The organism is Peribacillus sp. R9-11 (genome assembly GCF_031345095.1).
GTDB lineage: Bacteria > Bacillota > Bacilli > Bacillales > DSM-1321 > Peribacillus > Peribacillus butanolivorans.
This window is the reverse complement of the sequence record NZ_CP133763.1, coordinates 1,600,078-1,621,810: the sequence shown is the minus strand read 5'-3', so window position 1 is coordinate 1,621,810 and position 21,733 is coordinate 1,600,078. Positions and strand designations below refer to the sequence as shown.

Below are 21,733 nucleotides of genomic sequence, written 5' to 3'. Positions count from 1 at the left end.
CAGAAAGACATGGAGTAAACAAAATAAAAAGTTATATCATACTTAAATAGCCACATAGGAAAGTACCAATACAACCTAAAACCGACACTGTTACATAGATAAGACTTTCTATGTAACGGTGTTTTCTCATAAGTTCGAGCGTTTCCATACTGAATGTGGAAAATGTCGTAAATGCTCCTAAAAAACCAATTGTAAGAAAAGCTTGCAACGATAAAGCCCAATCTTCTTTATTAGGAAAGATGATTCCTAAACCAAAAGAGCCTATTAGATTAATCAGTAAAATACTAATAGGAATGGAGCCTGTTGGCAACAGCTTATTAAAAATAATTTGTAATACATACCTCGAGGCAGCACCCAAAAAACCTCCAATAAAAACTGAAAGAACCTGAATCAAACGGTCTCACCTCTTCGTCTATCAAAAAAGCTCAGTCCCAGAAAACCTGCAATTAAACCAAATAAAACCGTGGCTCCCAGATACATTCCTGTATAAATCAATGATATCTGCAAAAGATTCACTATTTCCTGTGAAAATGTGGACATCGTGGTGAATCCCCCACATAGCCCACTGCCCAAGGCTAAAAAAACAAGCGAATTTTTCTTTGTAGCAAAATAGCCGTTTAACAATCCAAGTATAAAGCTTCCTACTATATTAATTAAGAGGGTTCCAAATGGGAAGAAGGAGTGGGCAGTTGTCAAGATAACTAAATAACGCAGCAACGCTCCGACTGCTCCTCCAAAACCTACGGCCAAAACACTTTTAAACCGTAACATTGTAATCACCTCAAATTTTTTCTCACAAGTAGATTCATTATAACAGATTAAGATGATACAGGCTCTTTTCTGAAAAAAAACCATACTATGTAAAGAATTTGAGAAAAGGAGGCTATTTATGCAAACACAGTATTTTCCTTACTACCCCTATCCACAAACTATAATGCTACAGAATGAATACCGAAATGCATACGCGAATGAATACGGAAATGAATATGGACCTGAACATTGGAATGACGAACGATTCTTTCCTTTCTTTCCTTTATTAGCGCCTGTTGCTTTTGTTGCAGGATTAGCAATAGGCCCCTTGCTATTCAACAACCGTCCACTTTACCCGCCATATCCTCCTCCCTATCCGCCCGCTTATCCTCCTTATCCTGCTTATCAAGGTTTTCAGGGCTATCCGCAACAATTTGGCGCACAGGCTGGATATCCGCAACAATTTGGCGCACAGGCTGGAGTGTCTGAAAATATTAATATATACACACATTAACGATTGCACAGAAGGCGTCATGAAACGCCTTCTTTTTTCTTTTCCATATAGTTGGTACAACCTGTTTCTCTAGTCCCCATTCTTAATGAATGATTGGTGTGAAATAGAATTTTACTTCCTTATATATTTTGAAGTGGTATAATATGAAATGCATAGATGGTAAAGTGTTGGGAATGGATTGTCATCCCCTAGAGATGTAAATGCATTTATTTCATATTATAATCAGGCTCTTAGGCACCGTCTCTATTTATTATTACTATAAAAGCAGGAAATTATTGAAGGAAGCATGTTTCTTTCCTTCTCACCTTATGAAGAAAAGGAGTTTCTATAATGAACCACACGAAAGGACATTCTGAAATGGATGAGTTTTCGATTAACTCCCTTGCCCAGGCCGTGTTTATTGTAAATAAACATGCGAAGACTGCATTGGAACCTAAAAATTTATATAATTTAAAACGGCTTGCATTAAACAAGCTAATGCAAGAAGGAAAAGCGAAGAAGATTGGACTTCATTTCTCTGATAACCCTCGCTTTGCCGCACAACAATCCGACGTAATTGTCGAATGCGGATCATATGTTTTTCACCTACCTCCTACTAAGGAAGACTTGAAAAAACTACCCCACCTCGGCAGCAGGGCAGCATCCATACGGAACCCTAAAGCCTCCTTGTCATTATCCAAGGCAAAGCAAATCTTACAATCTTACGTTGGACAAGCAGGTGAAAAGCAGCCGAACTCTACCAATACTGAGAAAAGGCCTTACGGACGGGGCCCGGTCAAACAGCCATTTCATAATCCATTTCCCTCCTCTTTTTTAGGAAAAGGTTCCAAGTATTAAAGGGTAAAAATTGGATAATAAAAACGGGACGAGAGATTATACACCCTCGGCCCGTTTTCCAATACTATAAAACAAATTTGTCTATCAAATCTATTAGAGCAGCAATTTCTGGTTTGCTGATTTGTGCATCAGCCCTGACGACTTGCCCTTTATGGCGCAGGCTATCCGTAATCAATGAGGAGAAAATAATGACTGGCAATACAGTAAGTTCGCTATTTTCCTTGATTCTTCTAGTTAGATGATGACCGTCCATTTGAGGCATCTCAATATCAGTAATCACCAATTGCACTTCTTCAACAACCTGCTTTCCTGATTCGATCAAACTCTCTAAATAATTTAATGCATCTAGCCCATTTTCATAAAACACTAGGTGTTTAAACCCCGCTTCTGACAATGTATCAAACAGTAGCTTTCTCAGTAATGGAGAATCCTCTGCAATAAGTATTCTCTTTTCTGAATTTTGCCGGTGACCCAGCTTTTTAACCTGCTGGACGCTGATTCCTGAATCCGGATTGATTTCAACCACTACTTTTTCAAAATCAAGTAATAAAATCATTTCACTGTTTAATTTTATTACACCGATAATCTGACTTTCCAATCCCTGATACATATCCGAAGGCTTTTCAATTTGAGTCCAAGAGATGCGGTGTATCTGTGTCACCGTATGGACATGGAACACCACTTTTTGCTGATTGAATTCAGCGACTATGAATTTATCTTGCTCTGGTGTTCCCGATGCTGGAAATCCTAGGGCATCCGCTACATTTACAACCGGTAGTACCTCCCCGCGAAGCTCAATAATTCCTTCAACATTTGGATGTGAATGAGGAACAAGCGTGATATGTACTGGATTAATGATTTCCTTTACCTTAATTACATTAATGCCAAATTTATTCTTTCCTATGCCGAATTCAACAATCTCTAGCTCATTCGTTCCACTTTCTAGTAAAATCCCTTTATTTGCTTCCATTGCTTTATCTCGCCCTTCCCTTACTTTTTCATATATATCCATTATCTAAAAAAATATTTTTTTTGGTCAAATAGACCTACGATGATATTTTAAATGAACTCATACCTAATAATTCGGTTTCTTTCGTCTTTTGTTTAGTGCAATGGTAAGAAAAATAGAATCAAGAAGAGATTATCTATTTAAGCCAAACAAAAAAAGGGAGCTCATATCAGAGTCCCCTTTTTTCCATGATCATTTTTTGACTACTACCGTTCCTGCAATCATATCGTGAAGTGCCTGTTTTTTCGATGTAAACCCTGCCATGATATAGCCGATATAAAAGATCATCCCTGATATGATCGTCGCAAAATAACGCCCTGTAGCTCTACCAAACCCTATTCGTCCTCCATTTAAATCCGTCACTTTAATATTTAGGAGTATTTTTCCGACGCTGCCTTGCCATTTCGAGGAATGTAATAAAGTATAATAAAGAAAGCTTATAAGTAAAGATAAAAATAGAATGATAATTGCTCCTGCCATGAAAACGAATATATCACTCAATGATGCCTCGTAATTAGGATCGATTGTCGATTCCTGTAATTCCATCATCGCGCCACTCCAAAAAATACTTACAATAACCGATATGATTCCGGTAGGGATTCCGATTATAATACCATCAATAATATTCGCGCCAAAGCGCAGCCAAAATCCAGCATACTCTCCTCTTTCCACTGCTGGCCTTTCAACAACCCCAACTTCCATTCAAACACCTCATATTCATAAATTTGGTATTTTATTCTTTTTTTAAATTATATCAAAATAAAGTATCAAATTAATATAGATTTCATTGAAAAAGCTGATTGGCTGGATATTTTTAGCTCTTTCTTGATCTTTTTCTAGGATTCAGCCAACCTTTTTTAACAAAGTATAAAAACATCATCAGCGCAATTCCCCCCATCATTCCGAGGACCAGGAAATAGCCATAGTGCCAGTTTAATTCGGGCATATATTGAAAGTTCATCCCATACACACCTACTATAAAAGTCAGCGGCATGAAAATGGTAGTAATGACAGTCAAAGTCATCATCGTCGAATTCATATTATTAGAGTTAACAGACAAATAGCTATCCCGGATATCAGATGAAAAATCCCGGTATGATTCCAACATTTCCGTTAATTTAAGTAGGTGATCGTAAACATCATTAAAATACAGATGCTGATCTTTTAAATAATTAAGCCGCTCGGACGAAATCATCCTGTAAAGTAAATCACGCATCGGTAGTATAGTTCGGCGAAGTTTTGACATATCCGTACGTAAATCAAATAACTGATCCATCAAGTCTGTAATGGTTTCATTTTCGGTATTATCCTCGATACTACTTAATTCGCTTTCCATTTTATATACAGGTGGAAAAAATTCATCGACGATCCGATCAATCAATCTATGCATTAGAAAAAAAGGACCCTGCTTTAGCATGTTATTTTGATGGATTTCCTTCCACACCGTCTCAAGTTCCAGCAGCTCCTCCTTATGAAATGTGACTAACCATTTTTCGCCCACAAACATATCAAGTTCGACAGCTCTAAAGACCTTTTGCCTGAGAGCATGTATAACAATAAATTGGTACTCCTCATAAAAATCCATTTTTGGACGCTGGTTAAAGTCATCCAGACAGTCTTCAATAGCCAGCGGATGAAAGTGAAAATGACTCGATAAAAGTTCAATTTCCTTTTCTGTAGGATTTGAAAAATCTACCCAATACCACTCAATATCCGGATTATTCATTTCTACTAGTGGCAAATCAAAATTGACTTCCTGATCTGAAGTTATAGCGCAAGTCCTTATCATATGTATCAACCCTCAAAATTTTCTTAATTCTCATTATACCTTTATTTCATTAATCTCAAAAAGTATTTCTCCCCCATCCAAACTAAATGATAAAATAGAGTGAATCCGTCAAACATAGTACATAATCTCATGAAGTATGAAAAGGGAGGATATTCATAGATGGAGCATTTAGTAAACCCTCTAGTAAAAGAAGTTCAAATATCAGGAATCCGTAAATTTTACAATATGGTCGCAGATATCGAAGGAACCATTTCCTTAACGATAGGACAGCCAGATTTTCCAACCCCGCTGCATATTAAAGAAGCGGCCAAACAAGCTATTGATAATGATTATACTGTTTATACTCATAATGCCGGTTATTTAGAATTAAGGGAAGCCGCATCTGAATATGTAAAAGATAAATACCAGCTTACCTATGATCCAGCGAATGAAGTCATAGTGACTTCAGGTGCAAGCGAGGGTATCGACGTTACATTCCGGACTATTCTCACCCCCGGGAATGAAGTGATACTCCCTGGCCCTGTATATCCAGGTTATGAACCGATTATCAAAATGTGTGGAGCAGCCCCTATCTATGCGGATACAACCAAAAATGGATTTCGTTTAACTGCAGATATCATTGAACAATACATAACTGATAATACACGATGCATCGTTCTGCCGTATCCTTCAAATCCAACTGGAGTCACATTGTCTGCTGACGAATTAAAGGATATCGCCGAGCTCGTACGGGGCAAAGATATCTTCATTTTGGCGGATGAGATATACAGCGAGCTCGTATTTGATCAAAAACATGTATCGATTGCCACTTATTTAAAGGACCAAACCATCGTCTTAAACGGTTTATCCAAGTCTCATTCGATGACCGGTTGGAGAATTGGCCTTCTATTTGCGCCTGTAGCTATCTCTCAGCATATTCTAAAGGTCCATCAATATAATGTGACCTGTGCCTCTTCCATTTCTCAAAGGGCTGCTCTGGCTGCTTTAACAGCTGGCAAGGATGATGCCCTTCCCATGAAGTCCGAGTATGCCCTGAGAAGAGAATACGTATACAACCGCTTACAAGCAATGAATTTAGAAATAGTCAAACCAAATGGTGCCTTTTACTTCTTTGTGAAGCTGCCTGAAGGTTTCACTTCTTCACTTGAATTCTGTCTCAAACTTGTGAAACAGGAAAAAGTGGCTGTAGTCCCCGGTGATGCTTTTTCTTCACTAGGTGAAGGGTACTTTAGGATTTCATATGCGTATTCAATGGAAACTCTGAAAATGGCTTTAGACCGTATTGAAGCTTTTTTACTTAAGAATAATTGAACAAAAAAGTGGCCTTCAATTGATTGAACTATTGAAGGCCACTTTCCTATTCTTAAAAATTTTCATGCTACTAACAATTCTCCACAAAACTTTTTATTTGGTTAATATAATCTCCGTAAAAACCGAATTTCGCGATAACCTTCTTCCTTATTTGTTGTCGTAAGGCTCACCTCAACGATTGATCCAAGTAAATCTGCCATCACTTCTTCAAATTCCTTTGCGGAGCGCGGCTTCGAATGACCTAAACTTTTTAACTCACGCATCAGAATCTGGAAACCGGCATTTGTTTCAATATGGCTGAATTTCACCGGCAGAATTAGTGGACTTTCATTCATTAATTTTAACTCCCATCGAATGGGCTTTGTTTGGTTAATGGTTTTTTCGCGTTTAAAACCTTCAATCCGGACAATGTATCGGCCATCTTCTAATTCTTGAAATTTCATGTTAATGTCATCGAATTCGCCCATAAACGATCGCTCCTTTTTGTAAAGGCTGTCGCTTTCAGCTTATTCAAAAGAAAGAGAAGGTAGCACTTTATTTATTATAGTGTTTATATAAAGCCTGAGTACCGCTATTTTCCTCGCCAGCCTCTGCAAGGTTCTCATATAAGGATTTGCTCAAGGTTAATCCAGGAGCATCCATTCCCATTCTTTCCGCTTCATCAAGTGCAATTTTCATATCTTTAATAAAATGCTTGATATAAAAACCAGGTTCAAAATCACCTTTTACCATTCGAGGTACAAGATTAGACAATGACCAGCTTCCGGCAGCCCCCGATGATATGCTCAGCAGAACGCGGTCTGGATCCAAACCGGCCTTTTTGGCATAAGAGATCGCTTCAGTAACCCCGATCATATTAGATGCAATTGCAATTTGATTACACATTTTCGTGTGCTGTCCCGATCCCGCTGGACCTTGATAGACAACATTGCTGCCGATGATATCAAAAATTGTCTGAATAGCTTCGAAAGCCTTAATGTCTCCGCCGACCATAATGGTAAGTTTTGCATCCCGTGCACCGATATCCCCTCCAGAAACGGGGGCATCAAGTGCTTCCATGCCTTTTTTCTTCGCTTCTTCAGCTATTCTTACGGCCAAAGAAGGCGTGGAGGTAGTCATATCAATTAAATAGGTACCCTTTTTCCCATTCTCGATAAGCCCATGTTCACCAAGATATATTTCTTCGACATCGCTTGGGTATCCAACCATGGAGATAATTACGTTAGTTTGCTGTGCGATTTCCTTAGGTGTTGTTGCCCATTTTGCCCCCTGAGAGATTAGATCGCTAGCCTTTTCTTTCGTCCTAGTATAGACATATACCTCATATCCTGCCTTTAGTAGATTTCCGGCCATGCTTTTTCCCATTACTCCTATACCAATAAATCCGATTACTGTGTTCATTTTCGTCAAGACCAATCTCCTCAATTCTACTTATATTAATTACTTTATTAAATAGACTTTACCATGCCTCCATCAACTAAATAGGACTGGCCAGTTAAGTATGTATTAGCCCCTGAGACAAGGAAAGTAACGAATCTCGCAAATTCCTCAGGCTCCCCATAACGGCCAAGAGGGATTTTATTTATCGATTTTTCAGTAATTTCTTCAGTAGTGACTCCCTGTTTCTCTGCATTAAATTGATCAAGGTGCTGAATGCGGTCTGTTGCGATTCTACCCGGACCAACCGTATTGATTAATATCTGGTCTGGAGCTAACTCAGTTGCTAACGTTTTTGATAATCCAACAATTGCAGTCCGGAATGTATTCGATAATACAAGTCCTGGAATCGGCTCCTTAATAGACGAAGAAGCAATATTAACAATTTTACCACCTTGTTTTTTTAGATGTGGCAGGCTCTCTCGAATCGTCCGAATGAAGCTCAGTAAATTCAGTTCGAAAGATTGTTGCCATTCTTCATCATTGAAATCAGAAAATGCACCCCCTGGAGGACCTCCAGCGTTATTAATAAGGATATCAATACCCCCAAACTCTACTGCAGTTTGCTCAACTAAGGTTTTAATATCTTCAGGTTTTGTTATATCCGTTACCATATAAGCCACTTTGCCTGCCCCAAGCTGTGATAATTCTCTTTGCACAACCGCAAGTTTTTTTTCATCACGGCTGGCAAGCATGACATTGGCTCCTTCTTTAACTAGTTCTGCCGCTATTGCCTTCCCCAATCCTTGGCTTGAAGCCAAAATCAAAGCATTTTTCTTTTGCAAATGTAAGTCCATTCCAACTCCCCCATTTTCATTAAAATATACTTTCATTATATCGTTTCATTTGAAAAGTGAAAAATCTGAATAATCATTTTTCATGTGTTTTTTTGAAGTTCTCTTAAAACACACAAAAAATTGCCGGTTGGGAAGCCCAACCGGCGTCAAAGGGGGAAATGAGAATGTCAGCTGCTCTAATCGAGCTAAACAACTGTGCTTGCTTTTATATACCCACATGGTGTTTCATTAAACATATTTTTAAAAAAGTAATATAAAATTTTACAGCACTTCATCCGAGGATTTCTCTGTGGATGAAGTGCTGACTTTTTTGATTATATATTTACTGCTTTAAGTACAGCTTCTTTCACTTTATCATTTGTATCCATCACCAAAACATCCTGAGACAGTTTTTTCATCTCATCAAGCGAAAGTTGGCTAATCAAGGAGCGTGCTTTTAGAATCGAAGTGGCACTCATGGAAAATTCGTCGAGACCCATTCCGATTAAAATTGGAATAGCTACTTCATCTCCTGCCATCTCGCCACACATTCCAGCCCATTTTCCTTCTTTATGAGCTGCATCAATGACCATTTTAACCAGGCGTAGAATCGCTGGATTATATGGCTGATATAAATAAGAAACTCTCTCATTCATTCTATCAGCAGCCATTGTATACTGAATCAGGTCGTTCGTGCCTATGCTAAAGAAATCGACTTCTTTAGCAAAAATGTCTGCCATAACTGCAGTTGATGGAATTTCAACCATGATTCCGACCTCAATTTTCTCAGCAACTTGGACACCATTATCAAGTAATTCTTGCCTCACTTCTGCCAAGATGGCTTTAGCCTCCCGGAATTCAGATAATGTAGCAATCATCGGAAACATGATCTTTAAGTCTCCGTAGATACTTGCCCGAAGCAGGGCACGAAGCTGGGTCCGGAAAATCTCTTGCTCATTTAAACAGAGACGAATCGCGCGGTATCCAAGGAATGGATTCATTTCCTTAGGAAGCTGTAAATATGGCAGCTCTTTGTCTCCGCCTATATCAAGCGTTCTGACGACAACAGACTTTCCTGCCATCCCTTCCAGTACGGTTTTGTATGCTTCGAACTGCTCTTCTTCACTTGGAAAGTCATTTCTGCCCATATAAAGAAACTCCGTCCGATATAAGCCGATTCCTTCACCGCCATTTTGACGAACACCTTCTAGGTCCTTAGGCGTGCCGATATTGGCAGCCAGTTCAACATGATGACCATCTTGTGTAACCGTTTGTTCATGAACTAGCTTCGCCCACTCAGCTTTTTGTGAAGCATAGGCTTCCTGGGCCTCTTCATAGCGTTTCACGAGTTCAGGAGTAGGATTAATATGCACTTCACCCTTCAAGCCATCTACAATGATTAAATCGCCATTTACAATGGAATCGGTTACCGATTTAGCCCCAACTACAGCTGGGATTTCTAATGAACGTGCCATAATTGCTGAATGAGATGTACGTCCACCGATATCGGTCGTAAATCCTTTAACGTAAACTGGGTTCAATTGAGCTGTATCAGAAGGCGTCAAATCCTCAGCAATGATGATCACTTCTTCAGCAATCATGCTAGGATTTGGAATATGTACGCCTAAAAGATGCGACAGCACCCGTTTCGTAACGTCACGAATATCTGCAGCACGTTCCTTCATATATTCATTATCCATTTGTTCAAACATAGTAATGAACATGCTTGCAGTTTCATGTAAAGAAAACTCAGCATTGACGTTTTCCGATTGAATTTTATCCTGAATTGGAGTTATAAGTTCCGGATCAGCCAATACAAGTAGGTGTGCGTCAAAAATGGCAGCCTTATCTGCTCCTAAATCCTGTTCGGCTTTATCCCTTATTACTTTTAATTCAACTGTTGATTTTTGAATAGCTTCCTTAAAACGGGATATTTCCGCCTCGACATCTTCTATGCTTCTTTTTTCAACTGATAATTCTGGTTCAATTAGTCGATAGGCTTTAGCGATGGCTATTCCGTTAGAAGCTGCTATTCCACTTATCAAAGTGGACATTATTCTGCTAATCCTTCTCTGTTCAATGTGTCAGTTAGTGTTTTAAGAGCATCATTTTCATCGCTTCCTTCAGCAGAAATAGTAATTTCTGCTCCTTTACCAATACCTAGAGACATTACACCCATAATAGACTTAAGGTTCACTTTTTTCTCTTTATGTGCAAGGTTAATTTCTGAATCAAACTTTCCGGCAGCTTGTACAAGCAATGTAGCTGGACGAGCATGTATACCTGTTTCTGCAGTTACTGTAAATGTTTTTTCTACCATATAAATCAATCTCCTTTAAGATAAAATAACAAAAAATAGGTTATGTAAGCGGTATTCCCTATTCAGTTAGAAAAAGTAACGAAAAAAGAAATGCCCTCTTCCTTTTCAGAATAGCATTATCATACCCAACAAACAAACCAAAACTATCTAGTACCTAAAAAATAGTACAAAAATATGGATAGAACTGCAACTATTACTTTTCAGGTTCTTTAATGTTTAAATGGATAGCTGTGCATTTTTGGTAAAAAAAGCTCTAAAACTCAGCATAATGAAAAGAATCACAGTTAACGAAACACTGCCGAGAATACCAATCAGTATGGCAATTTGGTACTCAATTGCGATGAGTGGACTGATCCCCGACAGAATTTGCCCTGTCATCATTCCTGGAAGGAAAATAATTCCCATACCAAGCATATTGTTCAGGGTGGGCAGCACGGCTGAATCAAATGCTGCATCGACATATTTTTTGACCGCTTTTGCTGGAGTGGCTCCAAGCATCAACATTGCTTCTACCTTCTCACGATTACTAGTAATCCCGTCATGCAGGTTTTTTAACGCTAATGTAACCCCAGTCATCGCATTCCCGACAATCATTCCTGCAATCGGGATAAAATACCTCGGCTCATACCATGGAGTGAAATGTATGACGACTAGATTAAAATAAAACAAAGCGGCCAAGGGGCCCGTCAGCATACTAAGAATAACCATTCGTTTGATTTTCTTATTAAGCGTAAATGATATTTGCTTAAAAATATTATGGATTGAGAAAAGGGACATCGCACATAAAAACCCTATAGAAAGTAATGGGTTTGGATTTTCAAATATATACGTCAATACATAACCGGCGAGAATGAGTTGAACCGTCATCCGAACCGTAGCGAGAATGATTTGCTTTTCCCGTGAAATGCCGCGCCACTTCACGATAATAAGAAGCAGCACAACAAATAGATAGGCCGCACATAGACGCCAGAACTCAATATCTATTATCCCGTTACTGTCCATTAATAGTCCCCCTCCTTCGTCTTTTTCAGAATGATCATCTTTTCAGCACATATGTCCGCAAGTTGTTTGGAATGGGTAATCATGATGACCGTTCCTTTTCCTCGCTTCACTTCTGCTAAAAATCTGCTCATGACCTTCAATTCTGTTTCCTCATCAAGCGCAGCTGTCGGCTCATCCAGCAAATACACTTCGGGTTTTAACAAAAGTAATCTTGCCAGTGCCAGCCTTTGTTTCTCACCGCCAGACAGAATCTCCGCATCATCGGATAAAGACTTCTGCAATAGAACCGTATCAAGGGCTTTCACGAACTCTGCCTTCGATTTCTTTTCTCTATCTGTCAATTCTAGACCCAATTGAAGATTTTCTTCAATCGTGCCCGGTATAGTGAAAGGTGTCTGAGACAGCATCGTGACTTTACGACGATGCTCTATCGGATTAAGGTTATCTAGCAACTGATCTTGATAAAATACCGAGCCGCTGTCCGGTTCATTTATTCTGTTCAATAATCGGAGCAGTGAAGTTTTTCCGGCTCCACTTTCTCCAGTCAAACACGTAACCCTATTTGCTGAAATTTTCATACTATCAATATTTAAAATACCTTTATATCTAATCTTTTCTAGCCTAAACATACTTTTTCAAGCCTACCTTTCATTATCCACGATTTTATTATAAGAAACATTCGTCATAGTAGATAGTAAAGTTTGTAAAAACTTGATGAGTTTTCATTTTCTTTCCCATTTTAATAGGTTAGTATTATTCCTGCCCACATATCCATGACTACATGGAAAATATCTTTGAACTGGAGGCTTAATAATGAACCGTAATTCCTTATCTCATTCTTATCTGCATGTGCTTCTCCTAATTGCCATCTGCATGATCACTTTATTTGGCTGCCAGGAGGTATCAGATAACCTAACTAATGAATCAACTAAACAAGAGGATTCGACGTCCAATTCAGACACAAAATCCAGCAGCAATTCTTCAAATGAAGAAAAAGGCAAGACGTTCACGGCCAAGATTGTCAGGGTCATCGACGGAGATACAGTAAAAATTAAACTGCCGAGTGGAAATGAAGAAACGGTCAGGCTTCTATTAATAGATACACCAGAAACCGTACATCCCTCTAAGCCTGTTCAGCCTTTTGGACCTGAAGCAAGCAAGTTCACCAAAGAGTTAATGCCTGCAGGCTCGGAAGTCGAAGTAGAAACCGGCATCAGTGAGAGAGATAAATATGGACGGCTGCTAGCCTATTTTTATGTAGATGGAAAAATGGTGAATAAACTCCTGCTTGAAAAAGGACTAGCCCGTATCGCCTATGTTTATGCCCCGAACACAAAATATATTGATGAATTAGAGGGTATTCAGAAACAAGCCCAAAAAGAAGAAATAGGCATCTGGTCGATAGAAAACTATGCAACCTCAAAAGGATTTGATGATTCGAATACTGAAGTAGTAACAGAGAAAAAAAACGCTAAAAGCACATCTTGCAGTAAACCTGAAATTAAAGGTAATATAAATTCTAAGGGCGATAAAATCTATCACATACCTACTGGCCAATATTACGAAATAACTAAACCAGAAGAACTTTTTTGTACCGAACAAGACGCTCTAAATGCTGGATTCCGTAAATCGCAGCGTTAACAAAATACATCACCCTGAATTATTTTTGCTAGATCTCACATAAAATACAAAAGGTGAAATGGGTACATATCTGTTCTTAGTATTAGTTCCCGCTAGGTAAAATTCCAGACTACTCTTCAACTTCTCAAGAAAGTCGACCTCTATCTATTACTTACTTTTATAATTAATAGTGATGACATTAAACTGCGTGAGAAAATTATCTGGTAAAAGAAAAGAATAGCCTCATATGTTTACGGCTTTACTTTGAATGAAGCTGAAAAATCATCAACCAGATCTGAAAACCTGTCGGAAAATGAATTAGTATATTTATTTAACACATCCAAGCATTTGGATGTGTTTTTTATTTGATCATCCCGAACATACAAAACACCTTACAATACTTCTAAATTTCACCTTTCACTTGATTAAGTTACTATTTAAAGTCATAAAACTCATCTTTTATTTCATCCATTTTACCATTAGGCTATTTCGCTATTGCTGGGAGAATTACTTAAGGTAAAAGCACCCGGGAATACATGTAAAGTGCACTTTTCCAAAGGTGTTGCCTAATGGAAGATTTCTCAGCTGTAACGGTTGAATTCACCCCGATGATTCATCACATTATCCGCTCTCTCTCAATCTATAAAAATAAGGATGATTTTTTTCAAATTGGTTTGATTGCCTTATGGGAGTCATATGAGAAGTTCAATGAAGAAAACGGAAAATTCTCGAACTTTGCTTATACCGTAATAAAAGGCAGGATCATTAACGAGCTAAAGCGTCATCATAAATATGAAACACATACCAGGCCCTTTGATTCCGCTATCCTTGAAGTTAAGGACCGTTTTACAATGCATGAAGAGGCTTTCGTTTTAGAAAATATCTTAATCTATACGGAAACCTTGACACTAAACCAGCAACGGTGGCTAATCCATACATTTATTGGGAATAAAACCACATCCGAAATTGCTGATATGTATCAGGTAACCACTGCAGCCGTTAAATCATGGCGCAAATCCGCCCTCCTTAAATTAAGGAAAAAAACGGATTTTTCTTGGTAAATAGGAAAAGGGGTGGCTCATCATACTGAGCCACCCCTAATATCCATTCCCTTAACTTCTCGCTTCTTCTAAATAAGTATAAATTATTTCACCGTTATGCTGGGCATTTCCTCGAAAATGTTTAAAGTCTTCTCTTTTCACAAGCACTTCACGAAAACCTAAAAAGTCTTCCTTTTTTATCCTGAATTCATCCATTTCACGGTTTGCCAATTTATCAAGTACATCTTTCGCTTCTTGAGCATCCATTCTAATATCCTCCTTAATTTTTAATCGTTTCAATAATAATCAGACAGGAGAAATTCCGTTTCTATTTTAACATAAGCCTAACTCCAAATATAAATCAGATTTTTTTGTTCCTTACTTTACTACATTATTCTTTACGAATCACCCAAAATAGTGCAAACTGTATAGTAAAATATCATAATGTAAATTGATTGGCATTTTAAATACCATCTATTTACATACAGGTTGGCATAGCTGCGCTTACATAAGATACCAAAATATGCCATATCATTACTACTGCTTTATTCAATTTTTACTTTCTTTAAAAGTTCAACCTACTGCTCTGCCGACCGAAGAGATATCTAATTCTCTTACTTGCACTCCCCAGGTCAAAATCTAAACGGCAAGATGTTCGAATAATCCAATTACTCCATAGTTACTTTTTGATCATTGAAAATGAAATGGGAAAGGATGATTACCATGAAGAAAGCGGAAGTCGGAAATATCATTGAATTTAGAGAAGGCTTACAAGGAATCGTCGAGAAAGTGAACGAGAACTCAGTAATCGTGGACGTCACGTATATGGAAAATTACCGTGATTTAGAACTTGAACAGAAAACGGTCGTCAATCATAAGAACTATAAAATCATAGGGTAATTTAACGTAATCAAACGGAATGGTTTCTTAAACCATTCCGTTTTCACTTTAGTTAATTAATAATTCGTTCAAATCTGTTATTTTTTGTAACTTTTTTTCATTTCATACCGTCTATATATAAAAGTTGATTCGTCACCAGACCTTTGGAAGGCATGAAATCACTTAACACACATTAGAAAACATTCCAGAAAGTTGAGGAAAAAAGATGACTAATTGGACACCTTATTTAGGTGGAGCCACATTGGCTGCATTTCTGCTGACTGGCTGTGGGACAACCACAGATGAGAAGACGGCTGAGCCACAGGAAGATTCAGTGAAGGAAGAGAACAAAGGCGGTGCTTCTAATGGCAATGATAGCAGTTCCGACCATAACAACAAAGTAAGACTAATGGAACAAAATCTGCAATATACAAGTAATGGGGAGGCTAAAGAAGAAACAGCTTTCTTAAAAAATAGCGATAATCAACCATTCAGCCTCTATGTTCTGCAGCAATATAAGTTAAGTGCTGAGGAACCAGGTAAAGATATAGTATTCCTGACTACAGATGACTCCATTTTTATGAGAATTGAATTATTAACGGGTGATGTTAATTGGGATGAAGTCGAAGAAAATGTCCAAACCCAACTTAAAAGTCTTTCAGAAACAATTGAGGATCCAGCACTTGACGTTGATAACGGGTCGGGATTTGAAGTCGTAAAAGGGGATGATGTGATTACATCCATTTTGCTCAAAAGTGAAAAATCCCCTGTCCGCTTAACAATGTTCACTAAGAGGAATCAAGATTACCGAGATGCCTTTCTAGAGATGGCTAAAACGCTGATGAGAAAATAATAATTCATTGACTCCAGACGGAGGGAAAAGCTCATACCTTCTTTTCCCTCCATTTTTCATTTCTCCTTCCCTGCCTTGCTTTTCCAGACCAGCATTAAAAAAAGCAGACTTATGTATCCAAATACCGGATAGATATATCCTAATAGCCTTCCATATCCGTATTCACTGATGATCAAAGCTATTAAAAAAATAATAGCTATGATTAGCATGCTTGGTACTTTAACATAGCTGCTAATTTGCCTTTGTAATCCATAAATATTCCCAATAACCGAAGTGAAGATTTCTCCGTAAATCACCAAAATAAACATCCAATATAACTGCCCAGCTGCAGTTCTCATAATAACCGCCGAGGGAATTTCATAGCTAGTTACATCTGGAAGTGTCATAAGTGAAAAATGCCCAGTTAGTAAGATTATTGTGAGAAAGATACCACCAAGGATGGCCCCATGCTTAATAATCTTTTCGTCGCGGACTTCATTGGCAACCGGAACCAGAACGGCCTGCGCTAAAGCCAGGTTAAAGGCTGTATATGCAAATGGAGAGAAAATCATTTTCAAGGAAATCCCTTCATCAGGAACTTGCGTAAGAAAAGACAAAAAGTCACCATTTCCCAAAGTAGAGAAAAAGAGAATCAAACTAAAACAGATCATGATTGGAACAACAAAAGAATTGACTGTAAAAACGCCGCGCATCCCCATCATCAGAACTAATGATGCCAAGATGATGGTAGACCAGCTTCCCACACTTTTAGGAACGCCAAGTTGTTCCTCGAAAACTGCCCCTGAACCCGAAATCATGACGGCCGTCACACCTAACAGCATGATAAGGAAAAAGATATTGATGATTCCTGCTAACTTCTTACCGAATAAAAATTGATTGAACTCTTCATAAGAAGTAGCTCTTATCCTTGTAGAAATAAGCATGATCTTCGTTCCGGTAAAAATAAAAATATAACCTGCTATTAAAATCCCGATAAAGCCATAAATGCCATAACGGGTAAAAAACTCGACAATCTCTCTTCCAGTTGCAAAACCAGCTCCAACGACTGTACCTACATAAACGGCTGCAATCTGAAAAATCCCTGACCACCTTGACAGCATACTTTCCCCTCCTCTCTACATTTATATGTCAGGTGGAGGCATTTAAGACAAGCCAAGTAATATTCCCTATTGATTTAGGCTCTGTAAAATAATCTTGTTGATATTAAACTCTTTCAAACAATATATAAAGTAGACTTATTTTAGAGCTGCCCCTTTTAAACTTTCTAAGAACATTAACCTTTAACACAGCACTGAGTAAATGAGAAATGAATAGTATCTAATAGACCAAAACAATAGATACAAGTTAGTTCACTTGGCAGGGAACGTAAAAAAACGCTTAAGGAAAAATATCCTCAAGCGTTTTAACACAACGATTAAGTTGTGGCTCATCATGGAATTTATTGTGATACTTATTTCCACTTAAAACTCAGCTCATCACCTTTTATAATGTTTGATCATCGACGGAGGAAAGCCATTCATCGATCACCTTGACAACGGACTGAACTGTCCCATCAGCAAATGGTGACTTCAGATTCGCCGATTCTACGAGACCAAGGAAAGACTTGCTGCCTCCAAGTTGGCACAGATTCAAATAATCTTCCCAAGCCGCCACATCCCCCTCTACTGATCTTTTCCAAAATTGGAAGGCGCAGATTTGAGCCAATGCATAGTCGATATAATAAAATGGAGACTGATAGATATGGCTCTGGCGCTGCCAATATCCTCCATTTTCTAAAAATTCATTTCCTTCATAATCACGGTGAGGCAAATAATCCTTCTCGATTTTACGCCACGCCTGTCTTCTTTCAAGTGGAGAGGCGTCGGGAGTTTCATAGACGAAGTGCTGAAATTCATCCACAGCTACCCCATATGGCAGGAATACAAGTGAGCTACTTAAATGAGAGAACTTATACTTTTCTGTATCTTCTTTAAAAAACAGCTCCATCCATGGCCATGTAAGAAATTCCATGCTCATCGAATGGATCTCACAAGCCTCATATGTAGGCCAGTAATATTCCGGAATATCGTGGTTACGGCTCCGGTATACTTGGAATGCATGACCCGCCTCATGTGTTAAAACATCTATATCTCCGGAGGTCCCATTGAAATTTGAAAAGATAAATGGAGCTTTGTAATCTTCTATGAAGGTACAGTAACCACCACTTTCTTTTCCCTTCTTCGCCACAAGGTCCATCAAATTGTTATCTATCATAAAATTAAAAAACTCATTCGTTTCAGTTGAAAGTTCACGGTACATCGTTTTGCCATTTTCGATGATCCACTCAGCATCACCTTTAGGGATCGCATTCCCCGTTCTAAATTGAAAATTTTCATCAAAATAGCATAGATTCTCCAATCCAAGTCGTTCACGCTGACGTTCCTTCAATCGGGTAACAAGCGGTACCACATCCTCTTTCACCTGCTTACGGAATGCAGCAGCCATCTCCGCATTATAATCAGTCCTTGTCATTCGATTATATCCGAGCTCGACGAAATTTTTATACCCTAGCATAGTCGCAATCTCATGCCGTACTTTCACAAGTTCATCAAATATTCGATCCAATTCTGCCTGTTGTTTTTCAAAGAAGCTGTAATATGCTTCACTTGCATTTTTTCTTAGCTCACGGTCCGCTGACTCCATAAAAGGCTGAAGTTGTGCAAGTGTACGCTCCTCTCCTTCAAATTCAATTTTTGCAGAGGCGATTAACTGTGAATATTCGCTTGATAGTTTATTTTCTTTTTGCAGATGCGGAATAATCTCAGGTGAAAACGTTTTGAGTTGGGCCTCTGCCAAGTCAAATAGTTGTTTCCCCCATTTCATCTCAAGCTCCCGACGAAACTTCGACCGAACAAGCTCAGTATAAAATATGGAAGTCAGTCCATTTCAGGAGAGAATTCATCTAAATAGTCGTTCTCAGCTTTATAAAATTCATCATTTGTATCAATGGAATGTCGAATATAGACCAAATTTAACATGGTACCTACATAATTTCGAATTTCATTTATTTCTTCCATCGCTTTCACTTGTATGTCTATTTCTTGTGCATCCCTAAACTTCTCCAAAACTTTCGTGAACTTCGATTTGATTTCATCCATTTCAGGACGTCTATATTCATACTCATTAAATTTCATATGTCCACTCCTTTTTATACATTTTATCTAAGACATTTGCCTAAATGCCACAATTACCATCAATAGAAGCCGTCTTATACATCCTCCTTTTAATGGTTATCGTGATATAGTTAAATTCGCCACAGTAAAAAGAAAAACCTGCCTATACCTAGAAACAAATACGGATTTCCCTAGCCATGTTTCCCCTTGTATGTGCTAACCAAACCAGGTAAACCCACTGATTTATTTGTGCGAGAAAATCGATAAAACGACCAAAAAAAAACCAGCACCTAATTTATTAATTAAAGGTGCTGGTTTAATAAGCTACTTTTGAGCGGAATAACCAATTTTTTTAAGTAATTCTATCACGGTAGCCTTTTCCTCTTTTGTGAGAACACTCATGATATCATCGATTCTTTTTTCATGCTCAGGAAATACTCCTTCAATAAAGGCCTTTCCCTTATCCGTTATTTTGGCAAAAGTTACACGGCGGTCTTCTTTACATGCTATCCGCTGTAGATATTCCTTTTGTTCGAGCTTATCCACGACATATGTTATACTACCGCTCGCGAGCAGGATTTTTCCACCTATTTGCTGAAGAGGTTGATCACCTTTATGATAAAGCAATTCTAGTACTGCAAACTCTGTTGGATTCAAACCCTCTTCAGCTATATGTTTATTTACAACATCATTAATGGACCGATGAGCTCTCGACATCACAATAAACAGCTTTAAAGACTGTTGGATGTTATTATTCTCCATAACTTCACAACCTTAAAATTTTTAATTAAAATATCTTGAATTAAAAGTTATTATATGACATTACGGCTTCTTTGTCAATTTGACTAATCAGTATGTACTATTGTTTAATCATACAGTTTGATATACTAGAAAAAAAAGCTAAAGTAGTGACAATCATGAAAACTAGGCATAAATTTACCACATATCTGCTTATTGTTATTTTACCATTAATTATTCTATCTATCATTTTTTGGATGTACTTAGAACAATCCATCCATAAAGAGCGACAAGATCAAGCTGAATGGGTTGGATCAGTTTGTCAAGAATACATAGACGAAGTTATCAGTGAAACGAAAGAAAATCTGGAACTGCTAAGTCTTAGCAGTTCTGTTCTATATATGGAGGATAAAAAAACAAAACTCCTTATGAACTGGATTAAAGATACAGATCCGAGGTACGCAGGAGTATATTGGCTAAATCAAGATGGCATTTCTATTTCAGGGACAAATAAGGATTTCCTCCATTACTTTTTAATTGAACAGGATGATATAGACAAGGCAGTTGAAACCCAAAAAGCCGTTGTTGTTGGGAAGAGGGAGCTAAATAACTCGAGTTTTAATTATTTTACCATTTTCGCCCCTATTTTGGATAACGACAAAAAGGTTCAAGGTTTTTTATTGGCACATATTAGGTTGGATTATATAGAAAACGGTTTAAAAATGCTTATCCCTAATCAATCGGTGAAACTAGAAACGAGCAATAAAACTCGCATTCTGGAGATAAATGCCGAAGGAGTTACTGGAAATTCAACATGGGTGAATGTTCCTTTGACGGAAGTAGATTGGACTTTTTCCGTTAAAATGCCCGACCGGCTTAACACCATCAACATGAATGTTTTTTTAATTTTTGTCTTTTTCACATTCTTTATTACTCACATGATATATATAGTTGTGGAGGAACAAATAGTTCGTAGAGAGAAGAAAAAACAAAAGCAATTAAACGAAATGCAGAAAATTGATTTTGTCGGTACACTGGCGGCTAGTACTGCACATGAAATAAAAAATCCCCTCACCGGCATTAAGGGACTAGTCCAATTACTTGTTGAAAAACACCCTGAAGAACAAGACCAGTTTTATTATTCTGTCATCATGAAAGAAATTGAACGAATAAATAGCATTGTCAGCGAGTTTTTAATTTTAGGAAAACCCATAGTACATACTTTATCCTTATACGATATTCGCAGTATTATTGCTGAATTAAGACCAATAATAGAATCCGAAGCACGTTACTTAAATATTGAGCTGGAATGGAACATCGTAAAGGAACCAATCATGGTTTATTGTACAAAGGACCAACTCAAACAAGTCATTCTTAATATTACCAAAAATGGCCTGGAGGCAATGGAACTTGGCAAAAAGCTAACCATACAAATTTACAGAGAAAATGAAAAGGCAAAAATAGAAATCATCGATACTGGGCATGGGCTGAATGAAAAAGACATCAGTAAAGTGTTCGAGCCATTCTACACGTCCAAAAAAGAAGGAACTGGATTAGGTCTTTTCGTGTGCAAGCGAATTATTGAACTTTTTAATGGAACGATCGAGCTTACAAGTAAACCTTTAAAAGGTACAACAGTTATTATTAGTTTACCCATATTAAATGACAACTTGGAGTAATACGATCATTTATGAGTTTATTTCTCA

General features: G+C 37.9%; 23 protein-coding genes and 1 pseudogene. 8 read left to right on the top strand and 16 right to left on the bottom strand.

The genetic code is table 11. From position 1 onward, the window contains the following. Positions 1-31: 31 nt before the first annotated feature. Complete coding sequence (crcB, locus tag RE409_RS07810; protein WP_201181625.1) at positions 32-394, bottom strand: fluoride efflux transporter CrcB; 363 nt, start codon at positions 392-394, stop codon at positions 32-34. After that, positions 391-771, bottom strand: coding sequence for a fluoride efflux transporter FluC (locus RE409_RS07805; RefSeq protein WP_056530599.1), 381 nt, complete (start codon positions 769-771; stop codon positions 391-393). The genes crcB and RE409_RS07805 overlap by 4 nt, the downstream gene beginning before the upstream one ends. 163 nt (positions 772-934) lie before the next feature. On the opposite strand from RE409_RS07805, the gene RE409_RS07800 reads away from it, so the two are divergent. Together RE409_RS07800 and RE409_RS07795 are read left to right on the top strand one after the other, a co-directional pair. Then, positions 935-1,264, top strand: coding sequence for a hypothetical protein (locus RE409_RS07800; RefSeq protein WP_397444176.1), 330 nt, complete (start codon positions 935-937; stop codon positions 1,262-1,264). Positions 1,265-1,594: 330 nt separating this feature from the next. Then, a complete protein-coding gene (locus RE409_RS07795) occupies positions 1,595-2,101 on the top strand; it encodes a YkyB family protein (RefSeq protein WP_309558795.1) in 507 nt (168 codons plus the stop codon). A gap of 64 nt (positions 2,102-2,165) precedes the next feature. Here the strand turns inward: RE409_RS07795 and RE409_RS07790 are convergent, their stop codons facing one another. The 3 genes from RE409_RS07790 to corA form a co-directional block, all read right to left on the bottom strand. After that, positions 2,166-3,071, bottom strand: coding sequence for a chemotaxis protein (locus tag RE409_RS07790; protein ID WP_201224989.1), 906 nt, complete (start codon positions 3,069-3,071; stop codon positions 2,166-2,168). Positions 3,072-3,302: 231 nt separating this feature from the next. Continuing rightward, positions 3,303-3,812, bottom strand: a complete 510-nt coding sequence (locus RE409_RS07785; RefSeq protein WP_201181628.1) for an RDD family protein — start codon at positions 3,810-3,812, stop codon at positions 3,303-3,305. 112 nt (positions 3,813-3,924) lie between these two features. Continuing rightward, a complete protein-coding gene (gene corA, locus RE409_RS07780) occupies positions 3,925-4,899 on the bottom strand; it encodes a magnesium/cobalt transporter CorA (protein ID WP_201181629.1) in 975 nt (324 codons plus the stop codon). Between the two features lie 159 nt (positions 4,900-5,058). Between corA and RE409_RS07775 the strand changes: the two genes are divergently transcribed. Further along, complete coding sequence (locus RE409_RS07775) at positions 5,059-6,210, top strand: aminotransferase A (RefSeq protein ID WP_056530612.1); 1,152 nt, start codon at positions 5,059-5,061, stop codon at positions 6,208-6,210. A 101-nt stretch (positions 6,211-6,311) separates the two neighbouring features. Here RE409_RS07775 and RE409_RS07770 read toward each other — a convergent pair whose 3' ends face one another. The 7 genes from RE409_RS07770 to RE409_RS07740 form a co-directional block, all read right to left on the bottom strand. Beyond that, entirely contained in the window at positions 6,312-6,677 is a 366-nt protein-coding gene (locus RE409_RS07770; protein ID WP_053345139.1) for a hypothetical protein, read from the bottom strand. A gap of 67 nt (positions 6,678-6,744) precedes the next feature. Then, positions 6,745-7,611: an NAD(P)-dependent oxidoreductase gene (locus tag RE409_RS07765; RefSeq protein WP_201224990.1), complete on the bottom strand. Its 867-nt coding sequence runs from the start codon at positions 7,609-7,611 to the stop codon at positions 6,745-6,747. 47 nt (positions 7,612-7,658) lie between these two features. Beyond that, positions 7,659-8,444: an SDR family oxidoreductase gene (locus RE409_RS07760; RefSeq protein WP_201181630.1), complete on the bottom strand. Its 786-nt coding sequence runs from the start codon at positions 8,442-8,444 to the stop codon at positions 7,659-7,661. Positions 8,445-8,758: 314 nt separating this feature from the next. Continuing rightward, entirely contained in the window at positions 8,759-10,477 is a 1,719-nt protein-coding gene (ptsP, locus tag RE409_RS07755) for a phosphoenolpyruvate--protein phosphotransferase (protein ID WP_056530621.1), read from the bottom strand. Then, positions 10,477-10,743, bottom strand: coding sequence for a phosphocarrier protein HPr (locus RE409_RS07750; protein WP_053345137.1), 267 nt, complete (start codon positions 10,741-10,743; stop codon positions 10,477-10,479). Before RE409_RS07750 ends, ptsP begins: the two co-directional genes overlap by 1 nt. A 216-nt stretch (positions 10,744-10,959) precedes the next feature. Continuing rightward, on the bottom strand, positions 10,960-11,745 hold the full coding sequence (locus tag RE409_RS07745) for an ABC transporter permease (protein ID WP_201181633.1): 786 nt from the start codon (positions 11,743-11,745) through the stop codon (positions 10,960-10,962). Next, a complete protein-coding gene (locus RE409_RS07740; protein WP_242486116.1) occupies positions 11,745-12,323 on the bottom strand; it encodes an ABC transporter ATP-binding protein in 579 nt (192 codons plus the stop codon). Before RE409_RS07740 ends, RE409_RS07745 begins: the two co-directional genes overlap by 1 nt. Before the next feature lie 235 nt (positions 12,324-12,558). On the opposite strand from RE409_RS07740, the gene RE409_RS07735 reads away from it, so the two are divergent. Together RE409_RS07735 and RE409_RS07730 are read left to right on the top strand one after the other, a co-directional pair. Continuing rightward, complete coding sequence (locus RE409_RS07735; RefSeq protein ID WP_309558794.1) at positions 12,559-13,386, top strand: thermonuclease family protein; 828 nt, start codon at positions 12,559-12,561, stop codon at positions 13,384-13,386. Between the two features lie 548 nt (positions 13,387-13,934). Then, positions 13,935-14,426 (top strand): sigma-70 family RNA polymerase sigma factor, encoded by a 492-nt coding sequence (locus tag RE409_RS07730; protein WP_309558793.1) that lies wholly within the window; start codon positions 13,935-13,937, stop codon positions 14,424-14,426. Positions 14,427-14,477: 51 nt separating this feature from the next. Here the strand turns inward: RE409_RS07730 and RE409_RS07725 are convergent, their stop codons facing one another. Further along, complete coding sequence (locus RE409_RS07725) at positions 14,478-14,672, bottom strand: hypothetical protein (protein WP_053345133.1); 195 nt, start codon at positions 14,670-14,672, stop codon at positions 14,478-14,480. A 456-nt stretch (positions 14,673-15,128) separates the two neighbouring features. Here RE409_RS07725 and RE409_RS07720 point away from each other — a divergent pair, with 456 nt between their 5' ends. Continuing rightward, positions 15,129-15,305: a YkvS family protein gene (locus RE409_RS07720; protein ID WP_082527747.1), complete on the top strand. Its 177-nt coding sequence runs from the start codon at positions 15,129-15,131 to the stop codon at positions 15,303-15,305. 205 nt (positions 15,306-15,510) lie between these two features. Beyond that, the gene (locus tag RE409_RS07715; RefSeq protein ID WP_201221537.1) at positions 15,511-16,137 is read left to right on the top strand and encodes a hypothetical protein; all 627 of its coding nucleotides are present in this window, start codon (positions 15,511-15,513) and stop codon (positions 16,135-16,137) included. A 56-nt stretch (positions 16,138-16,193) separates the two neighbouring features. Here the strand turns inward: RE409_RS07715 and RE409_RS07710 are convergent, their stop codons facing one another. From RE409_RS07710 to RE409_RS07700, 3 genes and pseudogenes are all read right to left on the bottom strand, one after another. Beyond that, positions 16,194-17,237: a YkvI family membrane protein gene (locus tag RE409_RS07710; protein ID WP_057213407.1), complete on the bottom strand. Its 1,044-nt coding sequence runs from the start codon at positions 17,235-17,237 to the stop codon at positions 16,194-16,196. Positions 17,238-17,619: 382 nt separating this feature from the next. Further along, positions 17,620-19,310, bottom strand: a pseudogene (locus tag RE409_RS07705) (M3 family oligoendopeptidase). Between the two features lie 303 nt (positions 19,311-19,613). Next, on the bottom strand, positions 19,614-20,051 hold the full coding sequence (locus tag RE409_RS07700; protein WP_053345129.1) for a MarR family winged helix-turn-helix transcriptional regulator: 438 nt from the start codon (positions 20,049-20,051) through the stop codon (positions 19,614-19,616). 233 nt (positions 20,052-20,284) lie between these two features. Here RE409_RS07700 and RE409_RS07695 point away from each other — a divergent pair, with 233 nt between their 5' ends. Beyond that, positions 20,285-21,706, top strand: a complete 1,422-nt coding sequence (locus tag RE409_RS07695) for an ATP-binding protein (RefSeq protein ID WP_309558792.1) — start codon at positions 20,285-20,287, stop codon at positions 21,704-21,706. Positions 21,707-21,733: the final 27 nt, after the last annotated feature.

Excerpts from the sequence above, each read along its gene's own strand:
- RE409_RS07805 (WP_056530599.1), bottom strand. The coding sequence starts at position 771 with ATGTTACGGTTTAAAAGTGTTTTGGCCGTAGGTTTTGGAGGAGCAGTC.
- RE409_RS07800 (WP_397444176.1), top strand. The coding sequence starts at position 935 with ATGCTACAGAATGAATACCGAAATGCATACGCGAATGAATACGGAAAT.
- RE409_RS07795 (WP_309558795.1), top strand. The coding sequence starts at position 1,595 with ATGAACCACACGAAAGGACATTCTGAAATGGATGAGTTTTCGATTAAC.
- RE409_RS07790 (WP_201224989.1), bottom strand. The coding sequence starts at position 3,071 with ATGGAAGCAAATAAAGGGATTTTACTAGAAAGTGGAACGAATGAGCTA.
- RE409_RS07785 (WP_201181628.1), bottom strand. The coding sequence starts at position 3,812 with ATGGAAGTTGGGGTTGTTGAAAGGCCAGCAGTGGAAAGAGGAGAGTAT.
- corA (WP_201181629.1), bottom strand. The coding sequence starts at position 4,899 with ATGATAAGGACTTGCGCTATAACTTCAGATCAGGAAGTCAATTTTGAT.
- RE409_RS07775 (WP_056530612.1), top strand. The coding sequence starts at position 5,059 with ATGGAGCATTTAGTAAACCCTCTAGTAAAAGAAGTTCAAATATCAGGA.
- RE409_RS07770 (WP_053345139.1), bottom strand. The coding sequence starts at position 6,677 with ATGGGCGAATTCGATGACATTAACATGAAATTTCAAGAATTAGAAGAT.
- RE409_RS07765 (WP_201224990.1), bottom strand. The coding sequence starts at position 7,611 with ATGAACACAGTAATCGGATTTATTGGTATAGGAGTAATGGGAAAAAGC.
- RE409_RS07760 (WP_201181630.1), bottom strand. The coding sequence starts at position 8,444 with ATGGACTTACATTTGCAAAAGAAAAATGCTTTGATTTTGGCTTCAAGC.
- ptsP (WP_056530621.1), bottom strand. The coding sequence starts at position 10,477 with ATGTCCACTTTGATAAGTGGAATAGCAGCTTCTAACGGAATAGCCATC.
- RE409_RS07750 (WP_053345137.1), bottom strand. The coding sequence starts at position 10,743 with ATGGTAGAAAAAACATTTACAGTAACTGCAGAAACAGGTATACATGCT.
- RE409_RS07745 (WP_201181633.1), bottom strand. The coding sequence starts at position 11,745 with ATGGACAGTAACGGGATAATAGATATTGAGTTCTGGCGTCTATGTGCG.
- RE409_RS07740 (WP_242486116.1), bottom strand. The coding sequence starts at position 12,323 with ATGAAAATTTCAGCAAATAGGGTTACGTGTTTGACTGGAGAAAGTGGA.
- RE409_RS07735 (WP_309558794.1), top strand. The coding sequence starts at position 12,559 with ATGAACCGTAATTCCTTATCTCATTCTTATCTGCATGTGCTTCTCCTA.
- RE409_RS07730 (WP_309558793.1), top strand. The coding sequence starts at position 13,935 with ATGGAAGATTTCTCAGCTGTAACGGTTGAATTCACCCCGATGATTCAT.
- RE409_RS07725 (WP_053345133.1), bottom strand. The coding sequence starts at position 14,672 with ATGGATGCTCAAGAAGCGAAAGATGTACTTGATAAATTGGCAAACCGT.
- RE409_RS07720 (WP_082527747.1), top strand. The coding sequence starts at position 15,129 with ATGAAGAAAGCGGAAGTCGGAAATATCATTGAATTTAGAGAAGGCTTA.
- RE409_RS07715 (WP_201221537.1), top strand. The coding sequence starts at position 15,511 with ATGACTAATTGGACACCTTATTTAGGTGGAGCCACATTGGCTGCATTT.
- RE409_RS07710 (WP_057213407.1), bottom strand. The coding sequence starts at position 17,237 with ATGCTGTCAAGGTGGTCAGGGATTTTTCAGATTGCAGCCGTTTATGTA.
- RE409_RS07700 (WP_053345129.1), bottom strand. The coding sequence starts at position 20,051 with ATGGAGAATAATAACATCCAACAGTCTTTAAAGCTGTTTATTGTGATG.
- RE409_RS07695 (WP_309558792.1), top strand. The coding sequence starts at position 20,285 with ATGTACTTAGAACAATCCATCCATAAAGAGCGACAAGATCAAGCTGAA.